This is a genomic window from Streptomyces sp. NPDC107454, assembly GCF_055582885.1.
Window position 1 is genome coordinate 121,484 of sequence record NZ_JBVJPA010000003.1, and the last position, 18,522, is coordinate 140,005.

The following is an 18,522-nucleotide window of genomic DNA, read 5'->3' on the forward strand; positions in this document are numbered from 1 at the left end:
GTCAATAGGCTCCGAACCGTCCTCGTTCCCCCACGACTTGGAGCTCTCCGTGCACCGCAGACTCATCGCCCCGGGCGCGCTCGCCGCCTCCCTGCTGCTGGCGATCCCGGCATCGGCGGCGGACTACACCCCCGGGGCGCCCGGTATCGGCGACCCCTACTACCCGGCCTACGGCAACGGCGGATACGACGTCTCGCACTACGACCTGCGGCTCCAGTACCAGCCGGCCACCGACGAGTTGCAGGGAACGGCGACTCTCCTGGCCACCACCACGCAGGACCTCTCCCGCTTCGACCTCGACTTCCTGCTCGATGTGAGCGAGGTGCGGGTCAACGGGGCGAAGGCCTCCTTCACCACCTCGGGCCAGCACGAGCTGGAGATCACCCCGGCGGCTCCGCTGCCGAAGGGCACGCCCGTCACGGTCGTCGTCCGTTACAGCGGGGTGCCCTCGACGAAGAGCGCGTACGGCTTCTCGACCTGGCACCGCACTCCGGACGGGGCCGTCGCGGCGGACGAGCCCGAGTCGGCCTGGTGGTGGTTCCCCAGCAACGACCACCCGAGCGACAAGGCCACCTACGACGTCTCGGTGGCCGTGCCGGACGGTACCCAGGCGATCTCCAACGGCACGCTCCAGTCGACGAGTTCACGGCTCGGCTGGACCCGCTACAGCTGGCGGTCCAGCAAACCGCAGGCGACCTATCTCGCCACGCTCGCCATCGGAAAGTTCGACATCACGACGGGCACGACGTCCGGCGGCGTCCCGGTCGTCAACGCGTACAGCAAGGACCTCGGCGACAACGACGGGGCCGCGCGGGCGAGCGTCGAGCGGACCGGGGAGATCGTCGACTGGCTGACCGGCTACTTCGGCCCGTACCCCTTCAGCTCGGTGGGCGGATACGTGCCGAACACCACCACCGGGTACGCGCTGGAGACCCAGACCCGCGTCTACTACAGCCCCCGGCAGTTCGCGAGCGGCTCCAACACCTCGGTGGTCGTCCACGAGCTGGCGCATCAGTGGTACGGCGACGACGTGTCCCTGAAGGGCTGGAAGGACATCTGGATCAACGAGGGCTTCGCGCGGTACGCGCAGTGGCTGTGGTCCGAGCACGAGGGCGAGGGGACGGCGCAGGAGCTCGCGGACTACGTGTACGCCTCGCACCCGGCGGACGACGCCTTCTGGAAGGTCGCGCCGGGTGACCCCGGTCCGGACAACCAGTTCGACACCGCGGTCTACGACCGGGGGGCGGTGGCGGTGCAGGCGCTGCGCAACGAGGTCGGGGACGACACGTTCTTCGCCATCCTGAAGGGGTGGCCGCGGGAGCACGCCTACGGGAACGCGTCGGTCGGGGACTTCCAGAAGTACGCGGAGAAGGTGTCGGGCAAGTCGCTCGCCACGCTCTTCGACACCTGGCTGTTCAAGCCGTCGAAGCCGGCGGCGCCCGCGGCACGAGGTGCGTCGATCGCGGTGGCCCCGGCCACGGCGGGGGCCCCGGCGCAGCCCAGGTCGTGGAAGAAGATCGCGGCGACCGATTCCGTCCACTCCGGCTGAACCGGCACCGCGGGCCCCTCGGCGGGGCCTTGGCCCACTCGCCCGCCCTTCCGTCTCTCAGGGCGGGCGAGTGGGGGCCGTTCGCGAACGGGCGTCAGTTGCCCTGCTCCACCGGGGCCGCGATCCGCTCGCCCACGATGCGGCTCGCCAGCTCCGAGGCCAACTCCGATACGGACATCCGGAGTTCGGCGTCGGCCGCCGCGCACTCGGACTCGATGCGGGCGCGACCGTCGGCCACCACGGCGTCACGTTCGCGCTGCCCGTCCGCGCGGGCCTCGGCGATCAGGGCGGAGCCCTGTTCGAGGGCCTGTTGGCGGATGCGGGCGGCTTCGTGGCGGGCCTCGGCCAACAGGGCCTCGGTCCCGAGACGCTCGCTCTCGGCGCGGGCGCGCACGGCTTCGGCGCGCTCCTTGGCGCCGTTGATCGCATCGTCCCGCAGTTCGAGCGCCCGGTTCATCCGCGGGAGCACGCGGGCGACGAACAGATAGATGAAGGCGAACAGCGCCAGGGCGTAGCCCAGGTCCTGAACCTTCGGGTTGAGTGGACCTATCGGGTAGGGGATGAGTTCCATGGCCGTGACTTACCCGCTCATGCGTGCGAACCAACGCGCATCTGCGCCAGAGTTGACCGAAAACAGCCCCTCTGAACGACCCTGATGGGCCCGCCACCGGCGCGAGCACCCGCGCGACCGTCCTGCGGGCCCCGCTCATGCCCCGTAGTCGTACACCGTCACCGCCACCCCCCGCTCCACCAGCCGTCGCACGATGAGCGGCTCCACCCGGGACCAGTCGCCGCCGGCCAGACCGCAGCCGATGCGGGGCATGTGGACGGACGCGTCGAGTTCGGCGGCCTTGGCCGCCACGTGGGCGAGGCCCGTGTCGATCGCCTCGTAGCGGACGGGGACCCCCTTGCTGCCCGTCCGGGTGCCCCGCTGACCTATCAGGTTCGCCACCCACACATACTTCTCGACCTGGACGAACCGGGTCGCGCCCAGCCCGAAGTCGTTGTGCGCCCGGTCCCGGTGCCACGCCCGGTACGCCGCCTCCGGCTCGGGCCAGCGGCGGGACAGGGCCAGGACGAAGCCCTTCCCCCAGCCTCCGATGTCATTGCAGACATGGACGATCAGCTTGACGCCCTTGACCGACGGAGCGGTGGCGTCACCCCGGACATATGTGATCCCCGACATGACGCCACCGTAGGCGCCGCCACTGACAGCGGCGTGCGATCTGTTACTTCGTCAGCTCGCTCAGTTCCTGGTCCGTGGCCTTCGAGACCCGGTGGCGGATCGCGAACCAGCCGCCGACCAGCAGGGCCGCGATCACCGGGATCAGGAGCAGGGTCTTGCGGCCGACCTCGGGGTCGTTGCCCATCAGGCCGAGCACGGCCAGCAGGAAGGCGATGGTGACGATCTCGGTCACGGGGCTGCCGGGGAGCCGGAAGGACGGGCGGGTGACCAGGCCGTCCTTGGCGCGGCGGACGAACACCAGGTGACAGACCATGATGATCACCCAGGTGCTGATGATGCCCAGGGACGCCACGTTCAGGACGATCTCGAAGGCCTGGCTGGGCATGAGGTAGTTCAGGCCGACGCCGAGCACGCACACCGCGCAGGTGAGCAGGATGCCGCCGTACGGGACCTGGTTGCGGTTCATCTTCGCGGTGAACCGGGGCGCGGAGCCCGCCATCGCCATGGAGCGCAGGATGCGGCCGGTGGAGTACAGGCCGGAGTTCAGGGACGACATGGCCGCGGTGAGGACGACCAGGTTCATGACGTCACCGGCACCCTGGACGCCGATCTTCGACAGGACGGTGACGAACGGGCTCTCGTCGGCCGAGTAGACCGAACCGGGCAGCAGCAGCGCGAGCAGCACGACCGAGCCGACGTAGAACAGGCCCACGCGCCACATGATCGAGTTCACCGCGCGCGGGACGACCTTCTCCGGTTCGGCGGTCTCGCCCGCGGCGACGCCGACCAGCTCCAGGGCCGCGTACGCGAAGATCACGCCCTGCATCACCAGGACGATCGGCATGATCCCGTGCGGGAGCAGACCGCCGTGGTCCGTGATGACGCTCAGGCCGGGCTTCTGGCCGCCCACGTCGTGGTGCGTGGCCAGCAGGAAGATGCCGACCAGCATGAAGGAGACGAGGGTGGCGACCTTGACGATCGCGAACCAGAACTCCATCTCACCGAAGATCTTCACCGAGATCAGGTTGACGGCCAGGACCACCGCGAGGGCGATCAGCGCCAGCACCCACTGGGGGATGTCGGTGAAGAAACTCCAGTAGTGCGTGTAGAGCGCGATCGCGGTGATGTCGGCGATACCGGTCGTCGACCAGTTGAGGAAGTACATCCACCCGGCGACGTACGCGCCCTTCTCGCCGAGGAACTCGCGCGCGTACGACACGAAGGACCCGGAGGAGGGCCGGTAGAGGACCAGCTCACCGAGGGCGCGCACGACGAAGAAGGCGAAGACGCCGCAGACGAGGTAGGCGATCGCCAGCGCGGGTCCCGCGTTGTGGAGGCGGCCGCCGGCGCCGAGGAAGAGTCCGGTGCCGATCGCGCCGCCGATGGCGATCATGTTGACGTGGCGGGCCTTGAGGTCCTTGCTGTAACCGGCGTCGCCCGCGTCCGCGGGCGTGCGGGCCGCGTCGGTGCGGGATGCGGCCTTGGCCGTGTCTACGGCGTCCTTGCTCACGCGTGGATCTACTCTCTGGTGCGCCCACGCACCGAGTACGCGGGTTTCCGGATGTGCCTCGGCCCGCACCACCCCTGACGCGGCGCAGACCAAGGAGCCACCTTCCCCGAGGGATCACCCTGATGCGATGGCACAGCTCACACCGCGGAACATCTCACATGGTGATCAAAGGGTGCAGAACTCGTCGACAGCGCTTTCACAGGACCGGTGAGACAGCAATACTGTTGCACCTGATCACTGCACCATCGAAGAGGCGAGGACCTGCCATGACGACGGACACCGAGGAGCCGACGCTCACGGTCGACGAGCTGGCGGCACGCGCGGGCGTCACGGTCCGTACGGTCCGCTTCTACAGTTCCAAGGGGCTGCTCCCGCCGCCCGTGATCGGACCCCGCCGGGTGGGGCACTACAGCCAGGAGCATCTGGCCCGGCTCGCGCTCATCGAGGAGCTGCAGCGCCAGGGCATGACGCTGGCCGCGATCGAGCGCCATCTTCAGCAGCTGCCGGCCGACCTGAGCGCCCAGGATCTCGCCCTTCACCGTGCCGTGGTCGCCTCCTGGGCGCCGGACGCGGCGGAGGACGTGACACGCGAGGAACTGGAACGGCGGGCGGGACGCCCCCTGGGCGAGGAGGCCCTGGAGCGGCTGGTCGCGATGAACGTCATCGAGCGGGCCGAGGGCACATCCGACAGCCCGGACAGCTCGGACTCCCCCGGCTCCTTCCGCGTGGCCCCGGCGCTGCTGGCGCTCGGCATCCAGCTCCTCGACGTACCGCTCGCGCACGAGTCGATCCTCGCCGCGCGCGGCGTCCTGCTGGAGCACTCCCGCGCCGCGGCACGCGAGCTGTCCGCGTTGCTGCGCGAGGCGGTGGGCGAGCACGAGTCGGTGGCGGCGGTGAAGTCCCTGTCCGCCCACATGCAGCCGCTGGTGGTGCAGGCGCTGCTGACCACGTTCCAGCGTTCCCTGAAGGCGGAGCTGCGGGAGTGGCTCAAGGAGTCCTGAGCCACTGAGGACTCCTGGACCCACACCCGCGCGCCTCCCGCCCGGCGATACGTCAGCTGTCGCTGAACCTCTCACCCTTCTCCGCCTTCTCGACGAGCAGCGCGGGCGGCGTGAACCGCTCCCCGTAGCGCTCGGCGAGCTCACGCGCGCGTGCCACGAATCCGGACGGACCTCCGTCGTAGCCGTTGATGTATTGGAGCACGCCGCCGGTCCAGCCCGGGAAGCCGATCCCGAAGATGGATCCGATGTTGGCGTCGGCGACGGACGTCAGCACGCCCTCCTCCAGGAGCCGGACGGTGTCCAGCGCCTCGGAGAAGAGCATGCGCTCCTGCATGTCCTTGAACGGGATCTCGTGGCCGGGCTTGGTGTAGTGCTCGCGCAGGCCGGGCCAGAGCTTGCCGCGCTTGCCGTCCTCGCCGTACTCGTAGAAGCCCGCGCCGCCGCTGCGCCCGGTGCGGCCGAACTCGTCGACCATACGGTCGATGACCGCCTCCGCCGGGTGCGTCTGCCAGGTGCCGCCCGCCTCCTCGACGGCCTGCCTGGACTCCTTGCGGATCTTGCGCGGCAGGGTGAGCGTCAGCTCGTCCATCAGGGAGAGGACCTTGGCCGGGTAGCCCGCCTGGGCCGCCGCCTGCTCGACGGAGGCGGGCTCGATGCCCTCGCCCACCATCGCGACGCCCTCGTTGATGAAGTGGCCGATGACGCGGGAGGTGAAGAAGCCGCGCGAGTCGTTGACGACGATCGGGGTCTTCTTGATCTGGCGTACGAGGTCGAAGGCGCGCGCCAGCGCCTCGTCGCCGCTCCGATCGCCCTTGATGATCTCGACGAGCGGCATCTTGTCGACGGGTGAGAAGAAGTGCAGCCCGATGAAGTCCTCCTGCCGCTCCACGCCCTCGGCGAGCACGGTGATCGGCAGCGTCGAGGTGTTCGAGCACAGCAGCGCGTCGGGCTCGACGACGTTCTGGATCTCCTGGAACACCTTGTGCTTGAGGGCCGTGTCCTCGAAGACGGCCTCGATCACGGCGTCGCAGCCGGCCAGGTCGTTCGGGTCGGCGGTGGGCGTGATGCGGGCGAGCAGCTCGTCGGCCTTCGCCTGGGTCGAACGGCCCCGGGAGACGGCCTTCGCGCAGAGCTTCTCGGAGTACGCCTTGCCCTTGGCCGCCGCGTCCGCCGACACGTCCTTCAGGACGACGTCGATGCCCGCGCGGGCGCACGAGTAGGCGATGCCGGCGCCCATCATCCCGGCGCCGAGGACGGCGACCTTGCGGACCTGGCGCGGCTCGATGCCCTGGGGGCGGTTGGCGCCGGAGTTGACCGCCTGGAGGTCGAAGAAGAACGCCTGGATCATGTTCTTCGAGGTCTGCCCGGTGACCAGCTCGGTGAAGTAGCGGGCCTCGATGACCAGCGCGGTCTCGAAGTCGACCTGGGAGCCCTCGACGGCGGCCGCCATGATGTTGCGCGGGGCCGGGTAGGGGGCGCCGTTGAGCTGCTTCCTCAGGTTGGCCGGGAAGGCGGGCAGGTTGGCCGCGAACTTCGGGTTCGACGGCGTGCCGCCCGGGATCTTGTAGCCGGGCTTGTCCCAGGGCTGCCGCGACTCGGGGTTGGCGTCGATGAAGGCGCGGGCCTTGGCGAGCATCTCCTCGGAGGTGGCCGCCACTTCGTGGACGAGCCCGTTCTCCAGGGCCCGCTGCGGGGAGTACTGGGTGCCCTGGAGGAGCACCTTCAGCAGGGCGTCGGTGATGCCCATGAGGCGGACGGTGCGGGTGACGCCGCCGCCCGCGGGCAGCAGGCCGAGGGTGACCTCGGGCAGGCCGATCTTGGAGCCGGGGGCGTCGAGGGCGACACGGTGGTGGGAGGCGAGGGCGATCTCGTAGCCGCCGCCGAGGGCCGCGCCGTTGATGGCGGCGACGACCGGCTTGCCCAGGGTCTCGATACGGCGCAGGGAGGACTTGATGGCCGTGCCGGTGTCGAAGGCCTCCTGGGCGTTCTCCGGGCCTGCCTTGATCATGTCCTTGAGGTCGCCGCCCGCGAAGAAGGTCTTCTTGGCGGAGGTGTAGATGATGCCCCGGATGGAGTCCTTCTGGGCCTCGGCGCGTTCGGCGATCGCCGCGATCGAGTCCTTGAAGGCCTGGTTCATGGTGTTGGCGGACTGGTTGGGGTCGTCGAGGACGAGGGTGACGACACCGGTCTCGTCCTGTTCCCAGCGGATGGTGGTGCTCTCGGTCATGAGGAGGGTCTCCGTAGAAGCCGTTTAAGCCGTGGAAGTCTGGGGGTCCCGCCGGGGGTTACAGGCGCTCGACGATGGTCGCGATGCCCATGCCGCCGCCCACGCACAGCGTGGCCAGGCCGTAGCGCTTGTCCTGGCGCTCCAGTTCGTCGACGAGGCTGCCGAGGATCATCGCGCCGGTGGCGCCGAGCGGGTGGCCGAGCGCGATCGCGCCGCCGTTGACGTTGACCTTGTCGAGGGACAGGCCCATGTCCTTCACGAAGCGCAGGACGACCGCGGCGAAGGCCTCGTTGATCTCCACGAGGTCGATGTCGTCGATGGTCAGCCCGGCCTTGGCGAGCGCCTTGCGGGTCGCGGGCGCGGGGCCGGTGAGCATGATGGTGGGCTCGGAGCCGGAGACGGCCGCGGCGACGATCCGGGCGCGCGGGGTGAGGCCGTGGCGCTCACCGACCTCCTTGGAGCCGATGGCGACCAGGGAGGCGCCGTCGACGATGCCGGAGGAGTTGCCCGCGTGGTGGACGTGGTCGATCCCCTCGACCCAGTGGTACTTCTGCAGCGCCACGGCGTCGAAGCCGCCCAGCTCGCCGATGTCCGCGAACGAGGGCTTCAGCTTGCCGAGCGAGTCGGCGGTGGTGCCGGGGCGCATGTGCTCGTCGTGGTCGAGGACGACAAGCCCGCTGCGGTCCTTCACGGGGACGACGGACCGGTCGAAGCGGCCGTCCTTCCAGGCGGCGGCCGCGCGCTCCTGGGAGAGGGCCGCGTACTCGTCGACGTCCCGCCGTGAGAAGCCCTCGATGGTGGCGATGAGGTCGGCGCCGATGCCCTGGGGCACGAAGTTGGTGGCGATGTTGGTCATCGGGTCGGCGAACCAGGCGCCGCCGTCCGAGGCCATGGGCACGCGGGACATCGACTCGACGCCGCCCGCGAGCACCAGGTCCTCCCAGCCGGAGCGGACCTTCATCGCGGCCAGGTTGACGGCTTCCAGGCCCGAGGCACAGAAGCGGTTCTCCTGGACGCCGGCGACCGTGTCGGGCAGTCCGGCGGCGATCGCGGAGATCCGCGCGATGTCGGAGCCCTGGTCGCCGACCGGGCCCACGACACCGAGCACGATGTCGTCGATCGCGGCCGGGTCCAGGCCCGGCAAGCGGCGCTGGATCTCGTGGATGAGGCCGACGACCAGGTCGATGGGCTTGGTGCCGTGCAGGGCGCCGTTCGCCTTGCCGCGCCCGCGCGGGGTGCGGATCGCGTCGTACACGTACGCTTCGGTGCTCACTGATAAGCCTTTCGGGGAGGGTGCGGAGGATCAGCCGAGCAGGGAGCGGCCGATGATCTCCTTCATGATCTCTGTGGTCCCGCCGTAGATGGTCTGGATGCGGCCGTCGGTGAAGGCCCTGGCGACGCGGTACTCCGTCATGTAGCCGTAGCCGCCGTGCAGCTGGAGGCAGCGGTCCGCGACGCGCTTTTGCAGTTCGGTGGCCCACCACTTGGCCATCGAGGCGTGCACGGCGTCGAGTTCGCCGTTCGTGTGGTCGACGATGCAGCGGTCGAGGAACGTACGGGTGACGGCGCACTCGGTCGCCATCTCGGCTATCTCGAAGCGGATGTGCTGCAGCTTGGCCAGCGGCCGTCCGAAGGCCTCGCGCTCCTTGACGTACTGGGTGGTGATCTCCAGCAGGTGCTCGGCCGCCGCGATCCCGGCGACGGCGATGCCCATGCGTTCCTGCGCCAGGTTCGTCATGAGGTGCACGAAGGCGCCGTTGAGCTCCCCGAGCAGGTTCTCCTTGGGGACGCGTACGTCGTGGAAGAACAGCTCGGCCGTGTCCTGCGCCTTCTGCCCGATCTTGTCGAGATTGCGGCCACGTTCGAAGCCTGCCATGCCGCGCTCGACGACGAGCAGAGACAGACCGTGGGCGCCGCCCTCCGGGGTCGTCTTCGCGACGACGATCACCAGGTCGGCGAGGATCCCGTTCGAGATGAAGGTCTTGGAGCCGTTGAGCAGCCAGTGGTCGCCCCGGTCCTCGGCGTGCGTCCTGATGCCCTGGAGGTCGGATCCGGCGCCGGGCTCGGTCATCGCGATCGCCGTGATGAGCGAACCGTCGCAGAACCCGGGCAGCCAGCGCCGCTTCTGCTCCTCGGTGGCGAGGTCCGTCAGATACGGCCCGATGATGTCGTTGTGCAGCCCGAGGGCGAGACCGGCGGCCCCCGCGCGCGTGAACTCCTCGGCGAGTACGGCGCTGTAGCGGAAGTCGGCGTTGCCGCCGCCTCCGTACGCCTCCGGTACGGCGAGGCCGAGCAGCCCCTGTTTCCCGGCGGCGCGCCAGGCCTCGCGCGAGACGATGCCGTCCTTCTCCCACTGTTCGTAGTACGGCGTCACCTCCTTGGCGAGGAAGGTGCGCACGGTCTCCCGGAACGCGTCGTGCTCGGCGCCGAAAATCTGCCGCTTCATGCGCGAATGCCCTCCTAGAGCCAGCTCTTGACGGTCTCGACCAGCCGGGCCGGCTCCGGCCCCACGGGAGTGATGTTGAGCATGTCGACCCCGGCCTCCCGGAAGGCCTCGACACGCTCGCGCACATAGCCCTCCGGCCCGCACAGCGAGATCAGCTCGCAGAACTCGGCCGGTACGGCGGCCTCGGCCTCCTTCTTGCGGCCGGAGAGATACAGCTCCTGGATGAGCCGCGCTTCCTTCTCGTAGCCGTAGGCCACCGCGAGGTCGTTGTAGAAGTTCTTGCCGGGGGCGCCCATGCCGCCTACGTAGAGGGCGATATTGGGTCGCGCGAGTTCCCGTACGGCCGCCGCGTCCTCGCCGATGGCGAGCAGGCCGCCCGCGACGGTCCGCAGCGGGCCGAGCGCCGGGTCCCGCAGTGCGGCGCCCTCCGCGAGGGGGCCGCCCCACACCTGGTGGGCCTTCTCCGGGATGAAGAGGGTGGGCAGCCAGCCGTCGGCGAGTTCGGCGGTCATCCGGACGTTGGCGGGGCCCAGGGAGGCCACGTACAGCGGGATGTCGGGGCGCACCGGCTTGGTGAGGAGCTTCAGGGGCTTGCCCAGGCCGCCGGGGCGGGGCATGTCGGTGATGCCGTGGTGGTCGATGACCTCGCGGCGCAGGATGCGGCGGGTCAGCTCGATGGCCTCGCGGGTGCGGCCCAGCGGCTTGTCGTAGGCCTTCCCGTGCCAGCCCTCGACGACCTGCGGGCCCGAGGCGCCGAGCCCCAGCATGGCGCGGCCGCCCGAGAGCGCGTCGAGTCCGGCGGCGGTCTGCGCGAGGAGCGCCGGGGTGCGCGAGTAGACGTTGAGGATCCCGGAGCCGATCTTCATGCGTTCGGTGCGGGCGGCCAGATAGCCCATGATCGTGGGCGCGTCGAAGCCGTAGGCCTCCGCGACCCAGACGGCGTCCAGACCCGCGGACTCCAGGGCGGCGACCTCGTCGGCGGCCTGCCGGGGGTCGCCCGCGTAGTCGAGCGGGAGGGAGAGCTCCATCAGTCGCCGTCCTTCATCGAGTCGTCCTTCATGAGGTCGTGCCGCGTCAGCCGTGGTACGTCCCAGTCGCGGGCCACGTCCGCGGTGTCGGCGCCCGGCAGCGCGGGGCCGGTGCGGACGGAGGTGCGGGTCAGGGAGAAGCGGGGTGCGGGGGCGGGCTGGGTGATGCCGCCGTGGTCGGTGAAGGTGCCGCGGGCGGCGAGGTGGGGGTGGGCCGGGGCCTCCCGCAGCGACAGGACGGGGGCCACGCAGGCGTCGGAACCCTCGAAGACCGCGGTCCACTCGTCCCTGGTGCGGGTCTTGAAGCGAGCGGCGACCGCCTCGCGCAGCTCGCCCCAGCGGGCCAGGTCCTTGCGGGCGTCGGCGTACTCCTCGATGCCGAGCAGTTCCACGAACTCGGCGTAGAACTGCTGCTCCAGGGCGCCCACCGCCATGTACTTCCCGTCGGCCGTCTCGTACGTGCCGTAGTACGGGCAGCCGCCGTCCAGGAGGTTGGCGCCGCGCCGGTCCCGCCAGCCGCCCGCGGCGAGCATGCCGTGGATCATCGAGGCGAGGTGCGCGGCGCCGTCGACGATCGCCGTGTCCACGACCTGCCCGGCGCCGGTGGCGCGCGCGTGGTGGAGCGCGGCGAGGACGCCGACGACGAGGTAGAGCGAGCCGCCCGCGTAGTCGCCGACGAGGTTCGCGGGGACCGCGGGCGGCTCGTCCGGCCTGCCGATCATGCCGAGGGTGCCGGTGAGCGCGATGTACGCGATGTCATGCCCGGCACGCGGGGCGAGCGGGCCCTGCTGGCCCCAGCCGGTCATCCGGCCGTAGACGAGCCGCGGGTTGCGGGCGTGACAGGCCTCGGGGCCGACGCCGAGGCGCTCGGCGACGCCGGGGCGGTAGCCCTCGACGAGGATGTCCGCGCGCTCGACCAGATCGAGGACGCGGGCGGGGCCGTCCTCGGCCTTCAGGTCGATCACGACCGACCGCTTGTTGCGGTTGGTGATGTCGTACTCCGGGTCGACGGCGAGCCCCGTGCCGCCGGGCCGGTCCACGCGGACGACGTCCGCGCCGAGATCGGCCAGGAGCATGGCGGCGAACGGGCCGGGGCCGATGCCCGCCAGCTCCACCACACGCACTCCGGCCAGCGGGCCGTACGCCGGCGTCCCTGCCACTGCCATCGAGCCCCCAGCACTGTGACACCACTGATGTGACATCAGAGATGTTAAGAACGTGTTCCACGCCGGGCAAGCCCCCAGCGAGCAAGCGCTTAGTTAAATCCCGGGTGGTGGATCATGCCGAAAGGTCATAAAACAGGGCACGTCAGCGACGTATGCCGCCGCACGGCCGGCGCGCGTTCCCCTGCACGGTCACGGCCACCTCCGACCTCTATGCCGACCTCATCGTTCGGCTGCTCGTACCTCACGCTAGCCTCAGCCACCGACAACGGCGCTTCGCGCACGACAGATGGGGTGTCATGAGCAGGCTGAACGGGACGGATCGCACGTACGACATCGTGCTCTTCGGAGCCACCGGGTTCGTCGGGGCCCTCACCGCGGAGTACCTCGCCGCCCACGCGCCCGAGGGGCTGCGCTGGGCGATCGCGGGCCGCGACGAGGAAAAGCTGGCACGGCTGCGGGAGCGGCTGTCCGGTGTCCCCGACGTGCTCGTGGCGGATGTCGCCGATCCGGCGTCGCTGCGCGAACTCGCCCGCGGCGCGCGCGTGGTGGCGACGACCGTCGGGCCGTACATCCTGCACGGCGAGGAGCTGGTCGCCGCCTGCGCCGACGCGGGCACCGACTATCTGGACCTCACCGGCGAGCCCGAGTTCGTGGACCTGATGTACGTCCGGCACGACGCACGCGCGCGGGAGACCGGGGCCCGCCTCGTGCACGCCTGCGGCTTCGACTCGATTCCGCACGACCTGGGCGCCTACTTCACGGTGCGGCAGCTGCCCGAGGACGTGCCGCTGCGGGTCGACGGTTTCGTCCGCGCACAGGCGATGTTCTCGGGCGGCACGTTCGCCTCCGCGCTCACCCAGTTCGCGCGCGGGCGGCGCATCCTGGCCGCGGCGCGGGATCGCGGACGGCACGAACCACGGCTGGTCGGACGGCGGGCACACGCGCCGCTGAGCACGCCGCGGTTCGCCAAGGAGGTCGGAGCATGGGCGCTGCCGCTGCCCACCATCGACGCCCAGATCGTGCAGCGTTCGGCGCGGGCGCTGGAGCGCTACGGGCCCGACTTCCGCTACCGCCACTACGCGGCCGTCGAACGGCTGCCGGTCGCGGTGGGCGGGGTCACGGCCGTCGGCGCGGTGTTCGCGGCGGCCCAGGTGCCGCCCGCGCGACGCTGGCTGTCCGACCGGATCAAGCCGGGCGAGGGCCCCAGTGCCTCGCGGCGGGCGAAGAGCTGGTTCTCGGTGCGATTCGTGGGCGAGGGCGGCGGGCGCCGCGTGTTCACGGAGGTCGCGGGTGGCGACCCCGGCTACGGCGAGACCGCCAAGATGTTCGCGGAGTCCGCGCTGTCGCTCGCCTTCGACGACCTGCCGGAAACGGCCGGACAGGTCACGACGGCGGTGGCGATGGGCGACGCGCTCATCGAACGGCTGCGCGGGGCGGGGATCACCTTCCGGGTGGCCGCGTCCCGGTAGGACCGTCCGGAACGTCCCCTCTAGAGCGGCCAGCCCAGCACCGTGTAGATCATCCCGCCGATCCAGCCGACCCCGGCGAGGACGGAGAGGACGAGCGCGGCCATCACGGTGCGCTCGACGGGCTGGGTGGCTCCGGTGGCGGGCTTCGGGGAACCGTGCGTCGTCATGCGCAACAGCCTGCCGATCATGACGGCGCCCGCACATCCGTACAAGTACTCAGAACACGTACTCAGGGCACCTGCTCAGTCAACGGGTGAGGCCCCTGAGGGAGTTGCCTCCTTCAAGGCCCGTCGACACAGAAAGTCCGCACTTCGGGTGGTCTGCGGGAGGCGGTATTCCGGGGTGAGCGCGAGGGTGTGCGCGCAGGCGTTGTCGAGGCTCACCCGGTGGCCGACCGAGACGAAGACCGGCTTGACGCCGTCCTGGGTGCGCAGTGCGCGACCGACCTCCTCCGGACCCGTCGGTTCGCCCGCGAGCAGCGGGGAGGCGCTGCCGCGCCGGGCGCCGGGCTCCTCGTAGGAGAAGGTGAACGGGTTCTTGGCGACCCCGATCGTGGGGAGCCCGGTGAGGACGCCGAGGTGGCTGGCGAGGCCGAAACGGCGGGGGTGGGCGAGACCGTAGCCGTCGCAGACCACGAGACCCGGCGGGCACGGCAGCGCGTCGAGCACGGCCAGCACGGTCGGGATCTCGCGGAAGGCGAGCAGCCCGGGGACGTAGGGGAAGGAGACCTGTCCGACGGCGGTGGCCTCGGCGACGACGGCGAGGGTCGCCGCGTCGAGCACGACGGCCGCGGCCACGACGACGTCCCGCTCGTCGTCGTACGCCACGTCCACGCCCGTCACTCTGCCGCTGCCGGGTGGTGGCCCGGGCTCGTCGAGCACCACACGCCCCCGCAGTTCGTCCTGCACGGCGCGGGCCTGCTCCTCGGTCACGGGCCAACCCGAGGGAATCGGTACGGTGTTCAACGAGGTGTTCATGGTGCCGACGAGCCTAAGCCCACAGCACCGGAAGAGGTCTCTGGGCGGTCACTTGTCGCCCAGCGCGCGCTTCAGCTCCTCCTTGTTCATGTCCGACCGGCCGCGGATGTCGGCGCCGCGCCTGCCGGAGGAGATGTCCTGGGTGGACGTGCGGCTCACTTCCTTCCGTGTCGCCGATCGCCTGCTTGCGCGTCGGCGACACGGGTACCCCGCTCGCCTCGGGGCACGCGACGGTCAGCGTTCCAGACGTGCGACCCGGCCCTTCTCCCCGGACGCCCAGCAGCCCAGGTCGGGGGTGCAGTCCACGGTGTCGTACGAGCCGGTGTCCAGGGTGCGCCAGGTGCGGCCGCCGTCGGTCGTGAGGTCGGTGCCGGTCGGGCCGACCGCGAGCGCGGAGGTGCGGCTGTGCGGGAGCCAGGCGACACCGGAGCGGTAGGCGGGCGGCGGCTGGGCGGCGGGGGTCCAGGTGCGCCCGCCGTCGGGGGTGAGGGCGGCCGCCTGGGGCGATGGCTGGTCGGCGCGGTAGTCGCCGCCGACCGCGAGGCCGTGGGCGCGGTCCCGGAAGGCGAGGGCGAAGACGCCACGCGCCGGGTCGCCCGCCGGGATCGGCGTCTCGGCCGCCTTCCAGGTCAGTCCCCGGTCGGTGGAATGCAGCACACGCGCGTGTGCGCCCCCGCCGGTGGCCAGCCAGGCATCGTGCGATCCCGCGCTCACGAGGCACTGTCCACTGGCGGCGAAGCCCGCCTCGCCGTCCTGCGCGGCGGGCATGCCGTCGCTGGGCAGCAGCTTCCAGGAGCGTCCGCCGTCGCTGGTGGACAGGATGCGGAACCTGCCGTCCACGGGGTCGCTCATCGCGAGGCCGTGGCGCCTGTCGAAGAAGGTCAGACAGTCGTAGAAGGCCTTCGCGTCGGTGTTGCGGAAGGACTCGGTCCAGGTCGCGCCCGCGTCGTCGGTCCTGAAGACCCGGGAAGCCTCGCCCTCCCCGATGGCGAGGACCACCGCGCGCCGCGCGTCGAACGCCTCGATGTCGCGGAACTCCAGGTCGGCGGCGCCCGGCGGCGAGACGTTCCGCCAGCCGGCGCCGCCGTCGGTGGTGCGCAGGACGGTGCCCTTGGCGCCGGCCACCCAGGCGGTGTCCCAGCTGACGGCCGAAAGCCCGCGGAAACGAACGTCGGTGCCGCTGTCCTTGAGCGCCCAGTGGGCCGCCTTCCCCGCCTCGTGTGCCTGCGCGGGCGCCGCCGTCAGCGCGGCGGCGAACGCCGCCGCGCACAGTCCCACGGTGACCGCCCGACTCGTACGTCTCGACTTCCCCAAGCCCCTCATGGCGGGCGAAGCTAGCCCACTCCCCGGGCGCCGTCCAGATGCCCTCGGCGGGAACCCGGGGGCCCCGGTTGGTGTCCTCTCCGGTATCGCGGGCATGTCGGAACGAGAAATGGATCACTACGTGTCACCGAGGTGAATGAACTCGGTGACAGAGGTCACTTGCGTTTCAGGTGCACTGAATGGCTCATTCCGTCGTCTCATACATTGCCCGGCCTCATCCGCCCGGAGTTCGTCCAGCCGTCACAAGGGAGCAAGGCGTTGTCCACCGTCATCGAGCAGCCCGTAGAGGCCCGCCTCGTCGCCGCCGCCCCGCGGATGCCGAGCATTCCCGCAACGCTCCACTACGACCGGAGCGACCCCTTCGCCGTCCGTATGACCTTCCCCGCCCCGGCCACTCTGGAGGGCGTGGAGGTCTGCTGGACGTTCGCGCGCGAGCTGCTCACGTCCGGCATGGAGGACTCCGTGGGGTACGGCGACGTACGGGTGCGGCCGTACGGCTACGACCGCACCGTTCTGGAGTTCCACGCCCCCGAGGGCACCGCCGTGGTGCATGTGCGCTCGGGCGAGGTGCGGAAGTTCCTCCAGCGCACGACCGAGCTGGTGCCCGTCGGACTCGAGCATCTCCAGGTCGACCTGGACCACGACCTGGAGGAGCTGATGCGGGGCACCTGCTGAGCGGCGCCCCCGCCCTCAGCGAGCGCCGCCCAGCAGGGTGTTGAGCTCGGCGTAGGCGAGTCCACCGGTCAGCGAGTCGTAGGTTCCCGCGCTCAGCAGCTCCCGCGCGGCACGGCGGACCACGGCGTGCGCGGCCTCGGCGATGCTCGAGCCCGTGCTGATCCGGGCGACCCCGAGCGCGGCCAGCTCGGCGACGGACGGTGCACCGGGACCGACCAGCACATTGAGCGGGCCCTCGACACCCGCCACGAGCGACTTGACCGTCCCCGGGTCGACGGCCCCGGGAACGAAGATCCCGTCGGCTCCGGCAGCGAGGAAGGCGGCGGCTCGCTCCAGGGTCTCCTCGACCCCTCCCGCGCTCCTCAGCACGGTGTCGATGCGCGCGTTGATGAACAGCGGGACACCCGCCGCATCGGCTGCGGCACGGGCCACGGCGATACGCTCCGCCTGCTCGGCGACCGGACGCAGCGGGCCACGTCCGCCGTCACCGTCGCCGTCGTCACCTTCGCCGTCGTACAGCGCGTCCTCGATGTTCACGCCCACGGCGCCGGCCGCGAGCACCGCGCGGATCGTGTCCCCGACGCCCGCGGCGTCCTTCGCGTAGCCGCTCTCGATGTCCGCGCTCACCGGGACCCGGACCGCGGCGGCGATGCGAGCGACCGCGCCGAGGGCCCGGTCCCTGTCCAGCCGGTCCCCGTCGGCCGTTCCCAGGGCCCAGGCGAGCCCCGCGCTGGTCGTCGCCACGGCGGCGGTCCCCGCCTCCTCGACCAGGCGCGCACTCGCCGTGTCCCAGGCGTTCGGGAGGACGAGAGGGCGGCCGGGGATGTGCAGGGCGCGGAAGGCGAGGGCGGTTTCGTGGGTGGGGTTCTGGTTCGTCATGGGGACGATCCCATCACCGGGGGCGGGGCGGGGGCTGGCAGGAATGCGACATGTGCGTGGGGGCCGGGAAGCATGGCCGGATGCGGGTCGCCGGGGGTTGCTCGCGCGGTCCCCCGCGCCCCTTCCCCCGCCTCTTCCCCTCCTCTTCCCCTCCCCCCCCCGCCCGTTCCCCCGGCCCCTTCCCGCGCGCCTCAGCCCCCAGTCGCCGCGCCCGACGTCGATGCCGCCGTGGCCGCCACGACGATCGCGGTGCGCACCTCCTGGATGACCTTCTTCAGCGCCGGTGCCGCCGCTCCGCTGCGGTCGGTCAGCTCCTCGATGCGCTGCTTGTACAGCTTGCGGTCCTTGCCCGACGCCAGCGTGCGCAGTTCGGCCGCGGCGGCGAGGGCGACGAGGGCCGCGTCGCGGTCGGAGACCTGCTCGACGGGCACGGGCCCCTCCAACACGCTCCGTGCCTCCTCCCGCAGCGCCTCCACCGCGGACACCCGCTCCAGCTCGTACTCCACGGACGGGAAGAGCCCGAGCACCCGTTTCTTCTCGGCCTTCAGGTATCCCTCGGCGGCGAGCTGCGCGCGGACCGCGTCCAGGGTGACGCGCGCCCGCAGGGTCACCCACGCCTTCCACTTCCGGGGCCGGGACTCCTCCACCAGCTCCAGCAGTCCGTCGAGCACGAGGTCCCCCGTATGGGCGTCGGCGTCGACCGGTGTGGCGATGCCGTCCACGTCGGCGAGCAGTCCGCGCTGGGCGAGCTCCGTGAGCGCGCCGGCGCGCACCAGGTGGTGGAGGTGGGTCGCCCCCGTGACCTTGAGCCTCGTGGTGTCCCAGGCCAGCAGATAGAGCCGGGCGGGCAGCGACAGCGAGCCGTTGGGCACGGCGTCTCCTTCGGGGTCGAGGTCGGGGCCACGTTAATGCGTTGACAGCGTTGAGGGCCGTTCCTACGGTGTAGAGCGGTCCTGTTGTCGTCGATCGGAGAAGGACGTTGCTCGTCTGAGGTCTGAGACACCGCGTCACACCGTGGGCTTTGTCGCCCCCGTGTGCGCAGCGTGCGACCTCGGCGTATGAGCCGTCCTCTGGTTCACAGGGCCT

The 18,522-nt window shown here is 71.0% G+C and carries 17 protein-coding genes; 4 read left to right on the plus strand and 13 right to left on the minus strand.

The genetic code is table 11. From position 1 onward, the window contains the following. The first annotated feature begins 49 nt into the window (after positions 1-49). Positions 50-1,549: a M1 family metallopeptidase gene (locus ACZ69M_RS08180; protein ID WP_470047738.1), complete on the plus strand. Its 1,500-nt coding sequence runs from the start codon at positions 50-52 to the stop codon at positions 1,547-1,549. A gap of 94 nt (positions 1,550-1,643) precedes the next feature. Here ACZ69M_RS08180 and ACZ69M_RS08185 read toward each other — a convergent pair whose 3' ends face one another. The 3 genes from ACZ69M_RS08185 to ACZ69M_RS08195 form a co-directional block, all read right to left on the minus strand. After that, positions 1,644-2,120 carry a F0F1 ATP synthase subunit B family protein gene (locus ACZ69M_RS08185; protein WP_470047740.1) on the minus strand — a complete coding sequence of 159 codons (477 nt, stop codon included), beginning with the start codon at positions 2,118-2,120 and terminating at the stop codon, positions 1,644-1,646. 135 nt (positions 2,121-2,255) lie between these two features. Continuing rightward, positions 2,256-2,735, minus strand: coding sequence for a macro domain-containing protein (locus ACZ69M_RS08190; protein WP_470047742.1), 480 nt, complete (start codon positions 2,733-2,735; stop codon positions 2,256-2,258). A 43-nt stretch (positions 2,736-2,778) separates the two neighbouring features. Continuing rightward, positions 2,779-4,245: an amino acid permease gene (locus ACZ69M_RS08195; protein WP_470047744.1), complete on the minus strand. Its 1,467-nt coding sequence runs from the start codon at positions 4,243-4,245 to the stop codon at positions 2,779-2,781. Between the two features lie 266 nt (positions 4,246-4,511). Here ACZ69M_RS08195 and ACZ69M_RS08200 point away from each other — a divergent pair, with 266 nt between their 5' ends. After that, on the plus strand, positions 4,512-5,246 hold the full coding sequence (locus ACZ69M_RS08200) for a MerR family transcriptional regulator (protein ID WP_470047746.1): 735 nt from the start codon (positions 4,512-4,514) through the stop codon (positions 5,244-5,246). Between the two features lie 52 nt (positions 5,247-5,298). Here the strand turns inward: ACZ69M_RS08200 and ACZ69M_RS08205 are convergent, their stop codons facing one another. The 5 genes from ACZ69M_RS08205 to ACZ69M_RS08225 are packed head-to-tail and all read right to left on the minus strand — an operon-like array spanning position 5,299 to position 12,113. Then, a complete protein-coding gene (locus ACZ69M_RS08205; protein ID WP_470047748.1) occupies positions 5,299-7,473 on the minus strand; it encodes a 3-hydroxyacyl-CoA dehydrogenase NAD-binding domain-containing protein in 2,175 nt (724 codons plus the stop codon). 58 nt (positions 7,474-7,531) lie between these two features. Then, positions 7,532-8,746 (minus strand): acetyl-CoA C-acetyltransferase, encoded by a 1,215-nt coding sequence (locus ACZ69M_RS08210; RefSeq protein ID WP_470047750.1) that lies wholly within the window; start codon positions 8,744-8,746, stop codon positions 7,532-7,534. A 30-nt stretch (positions 8,747-8,776) separates the two neighbouring features. Next, positions 8,777-9,919: an acyl-CoA dehydrogenase family protein gene (locus ACZ69M_RS08215; protein WP_470047752.1), complete on the minus strand. Its 1,143-nt coding sequence runs from the start codon at positions 9,917-9,919 to the stop codon at positions 8,777-8,779. Between the two features lie 14 nt (positions 9,920-9,933). Further along, the gene (locus tag ACZ69M_RS08220; RefSeq protein ID WP_470047754.1) at positions 9,934-10,947 is read right to left on the minus strand and encodes an LLM class F420-dependent oxidoreductase; all 1,014 of its coding nucleotides are present in this window, start codon (positions 10,945-10,947) and stop codon (positions 9,934-9,936) included. Then, positions 10,947-12,113, minus strand: a complete 1,167-nt coding sequence (locus ACZ69M_RS08225) for a CaiB/BaiF CoA transferase family protein (RefSeq protein ID WP_470047756.1) — start codon at positions 12,111-12,113, stop codon at positions 10,947-10,949. The genes ACZ69M_RS08220 and ACZ69M_RS08225 overlap by 1 nt, the downstream gene beginning before the upstream one ends. Positions 12,114-12,409: 296 nt before the next feature. Here ACZ69M_RS08225 and ACZ69M_RS08230 point away from each other — a divergent pair, with 296 nt between their 5' ends. Beyond that, positions 12,410-13,582 carry a saccharopine dehydrogenase family protein gene (locus tag ACZ69M_RS08230; RefSeq protein ID WP_470047758.1) on the plus strand — a complete coding sequence of 391 codons (1,173 nt, stop codon included), beginning with the start codon at positions 12,410-12,412 and terminating at the stop codon, positions 13,580-13,582. Between the two features lie 20 nt (positions 13,583-13,602). Here the strand turns inward: ACZ69M_RS08230 and mmpA are convergent, their stop codons facing one another. From mmpA to ACZ69M_RS08245, 3 genes are all read right to left on the minus strand, one after another. After that, entirely contained in the window at positions 13,603-13,749 is a 147-nt protein-coding gene (mmpA, locus tag ACZ69M_RS08235; protein ID WP_470047760.1) for a morphogenic membrane protein MmpA, read from the minus strand. 75 nt (positions 13,750-13,824) lie between these two features. Further along, positions 13,825-14,547, minus strand: coding sequence for an endonuclease V (locus tag ACZ69M_RS08240; protein ID WP_470048373.1), 723 nt, complete (start codon positions 14,545-14,547; stop codon positions 13,825-13,827). A 246-nt stretch (positions 14,548-14,793) separates the two neighbouring features. Further along, entirely contained in the window at positions 14,794-15,882 is a 1,089-nt protein-coding gene (locus tag ACZ69M_RS08245) for a WD40/YVTN/BNR-like repeat-containing protein (protein ID WP_470047762.1), read from the minus strand. Positions 15,883-16,140: 258 nt separating this feature from the next. Here ACZ69M_RS08245 and ssgD point away from each other — a divergent pair, with 258 nt between their 5' ends. After that, positions 16,141-16,557 carry a spore wall synthesis regulator SsgD gene (gene ssgD, locus ACZ69M_RS08250; protein ID WP_384914978.1) on the plus strand — a complete coding sequence of 139 codons (417 nt, stop codon included), beginning with the start codon at positions 16,141-16,143 and terminating at the stop codon, positions 16,555-16,557. Between the two features lie 15 nt (positions 16,558-16,572). On the opposite strand, the gene ACZ69M_RS08255 is transcribed toward ssgD, so the two are convergent. Beyond that, entirely contained in the window at positions 16,573-17,436 is an 864-nt protein-coding gene (locus tag ACZ69M_RS08255; protein ID WP_470047764.1) for an isocitrate lyase/PEP mutase family protein, read from the minus strand. Between the two features lie 191 nt (positions 17,437-17,627). Further along, the gene (locus ACZ69M_RS08260) at positions 17,628-18,308 is read right to left on the minus strand and encodes a GOLPH3/VPS74 family protein (RefSeq protein ID WP_470047766.1); all 681 of its coding nucleotides are present in this window, start codon (positions 18,306-18,308) and stop codon (positions 17,628-17,630) included. Positions 18,309-18,522 lie beyond the last annotated feature (214 nt).

What these genes read in the sequence shown, in the direction of transcription:
- ACZ69M_RS08185 (WP_470047740.1), bottom strand. Translation starts at nt 2,120, where the DNA reads ATGGAACTCATCCCCTACCCGATAGGTCCACTCAACCCGAAGGTTCAG.
- ACZ69M_RS08190 (WP_470047742.1), bottom strand. Translation starts at nt 2,735, where the DNA reads ATGTCGGGGATCACATATGTCCGGGGTGACGCCACCGCTCCGTCGGTC.
- ACZ69M_RS08200 (WP_470047746.1), top strand. Translation starts at nt 4,512, where the DNA reads ATGACGACGGACACCGAGGAGCCGACGCTCACGGTCGACGAGCTGGCG.
- ACZ69M_RS08205 (WP_470047748.1), bottom strand. Translation starts at nt 7,473, where the DNA reads ATGACCGAGAGCACCACCATCCGCTGGGAACAGGACGAGACCGGTGTC.
- ACZ69M_RS08215 (WP_470047752.1), bottom strand. Translation starts at nt 9,919, where the DNA reads ATGAAGCGGCAGATTTTCGGCGCCGAGCACGACGCGTTCCGGGAGACC.
- ACZ69M_RS08220 (WP_470047754.1), bottom strand. Translation starts at nt 10,947, where the DNA reads ATGGAGCTCTCCCTCCCGCTCGACTACGCGGGCGACCCCCGGCAGGCC.
- ACZ69M_RS08225 (WP_470047756.1), bottom strand. Translation starts at nt 12,113, where the DNA reads ATGGCAGTGGCAGGGACGCCGGCGTACGGCCCGCTGGCCGGAGTGCGT.
- ACZ69M_RS08230 (WP_470047758.1), top strand. Translation starts at nt 12,410, where the DNA reads ATGAGCAGGCTGAACGGGACGGATCGCACGTACGACATCGTGCTCTTC.
- mmpA (WP_470047760.1), bottom strand. Translation starts at nt 13,749, where the DNA reads ATGACGACGCACGGTTCCCCGAAGCCCGCCACCGGAGCCACCCAGCCC.
- ACZ69M_RS08245 (WP_470047762.1), bottom strand. Translation starts at nt 15,882, where the DNA reads ATGAGGGGCTTGGGGAAGTCGAGACGTACGAGTCGGGCGGTCACCGTG.
- ACZ69M_RS08255 (WP_470047764.1), bottom strand. Translation starts at nt 17,436, where the DNA reads ATGACGAACCAGAACCCCACCCACGAAACCGCCCTCGCCTTCCGCGCC.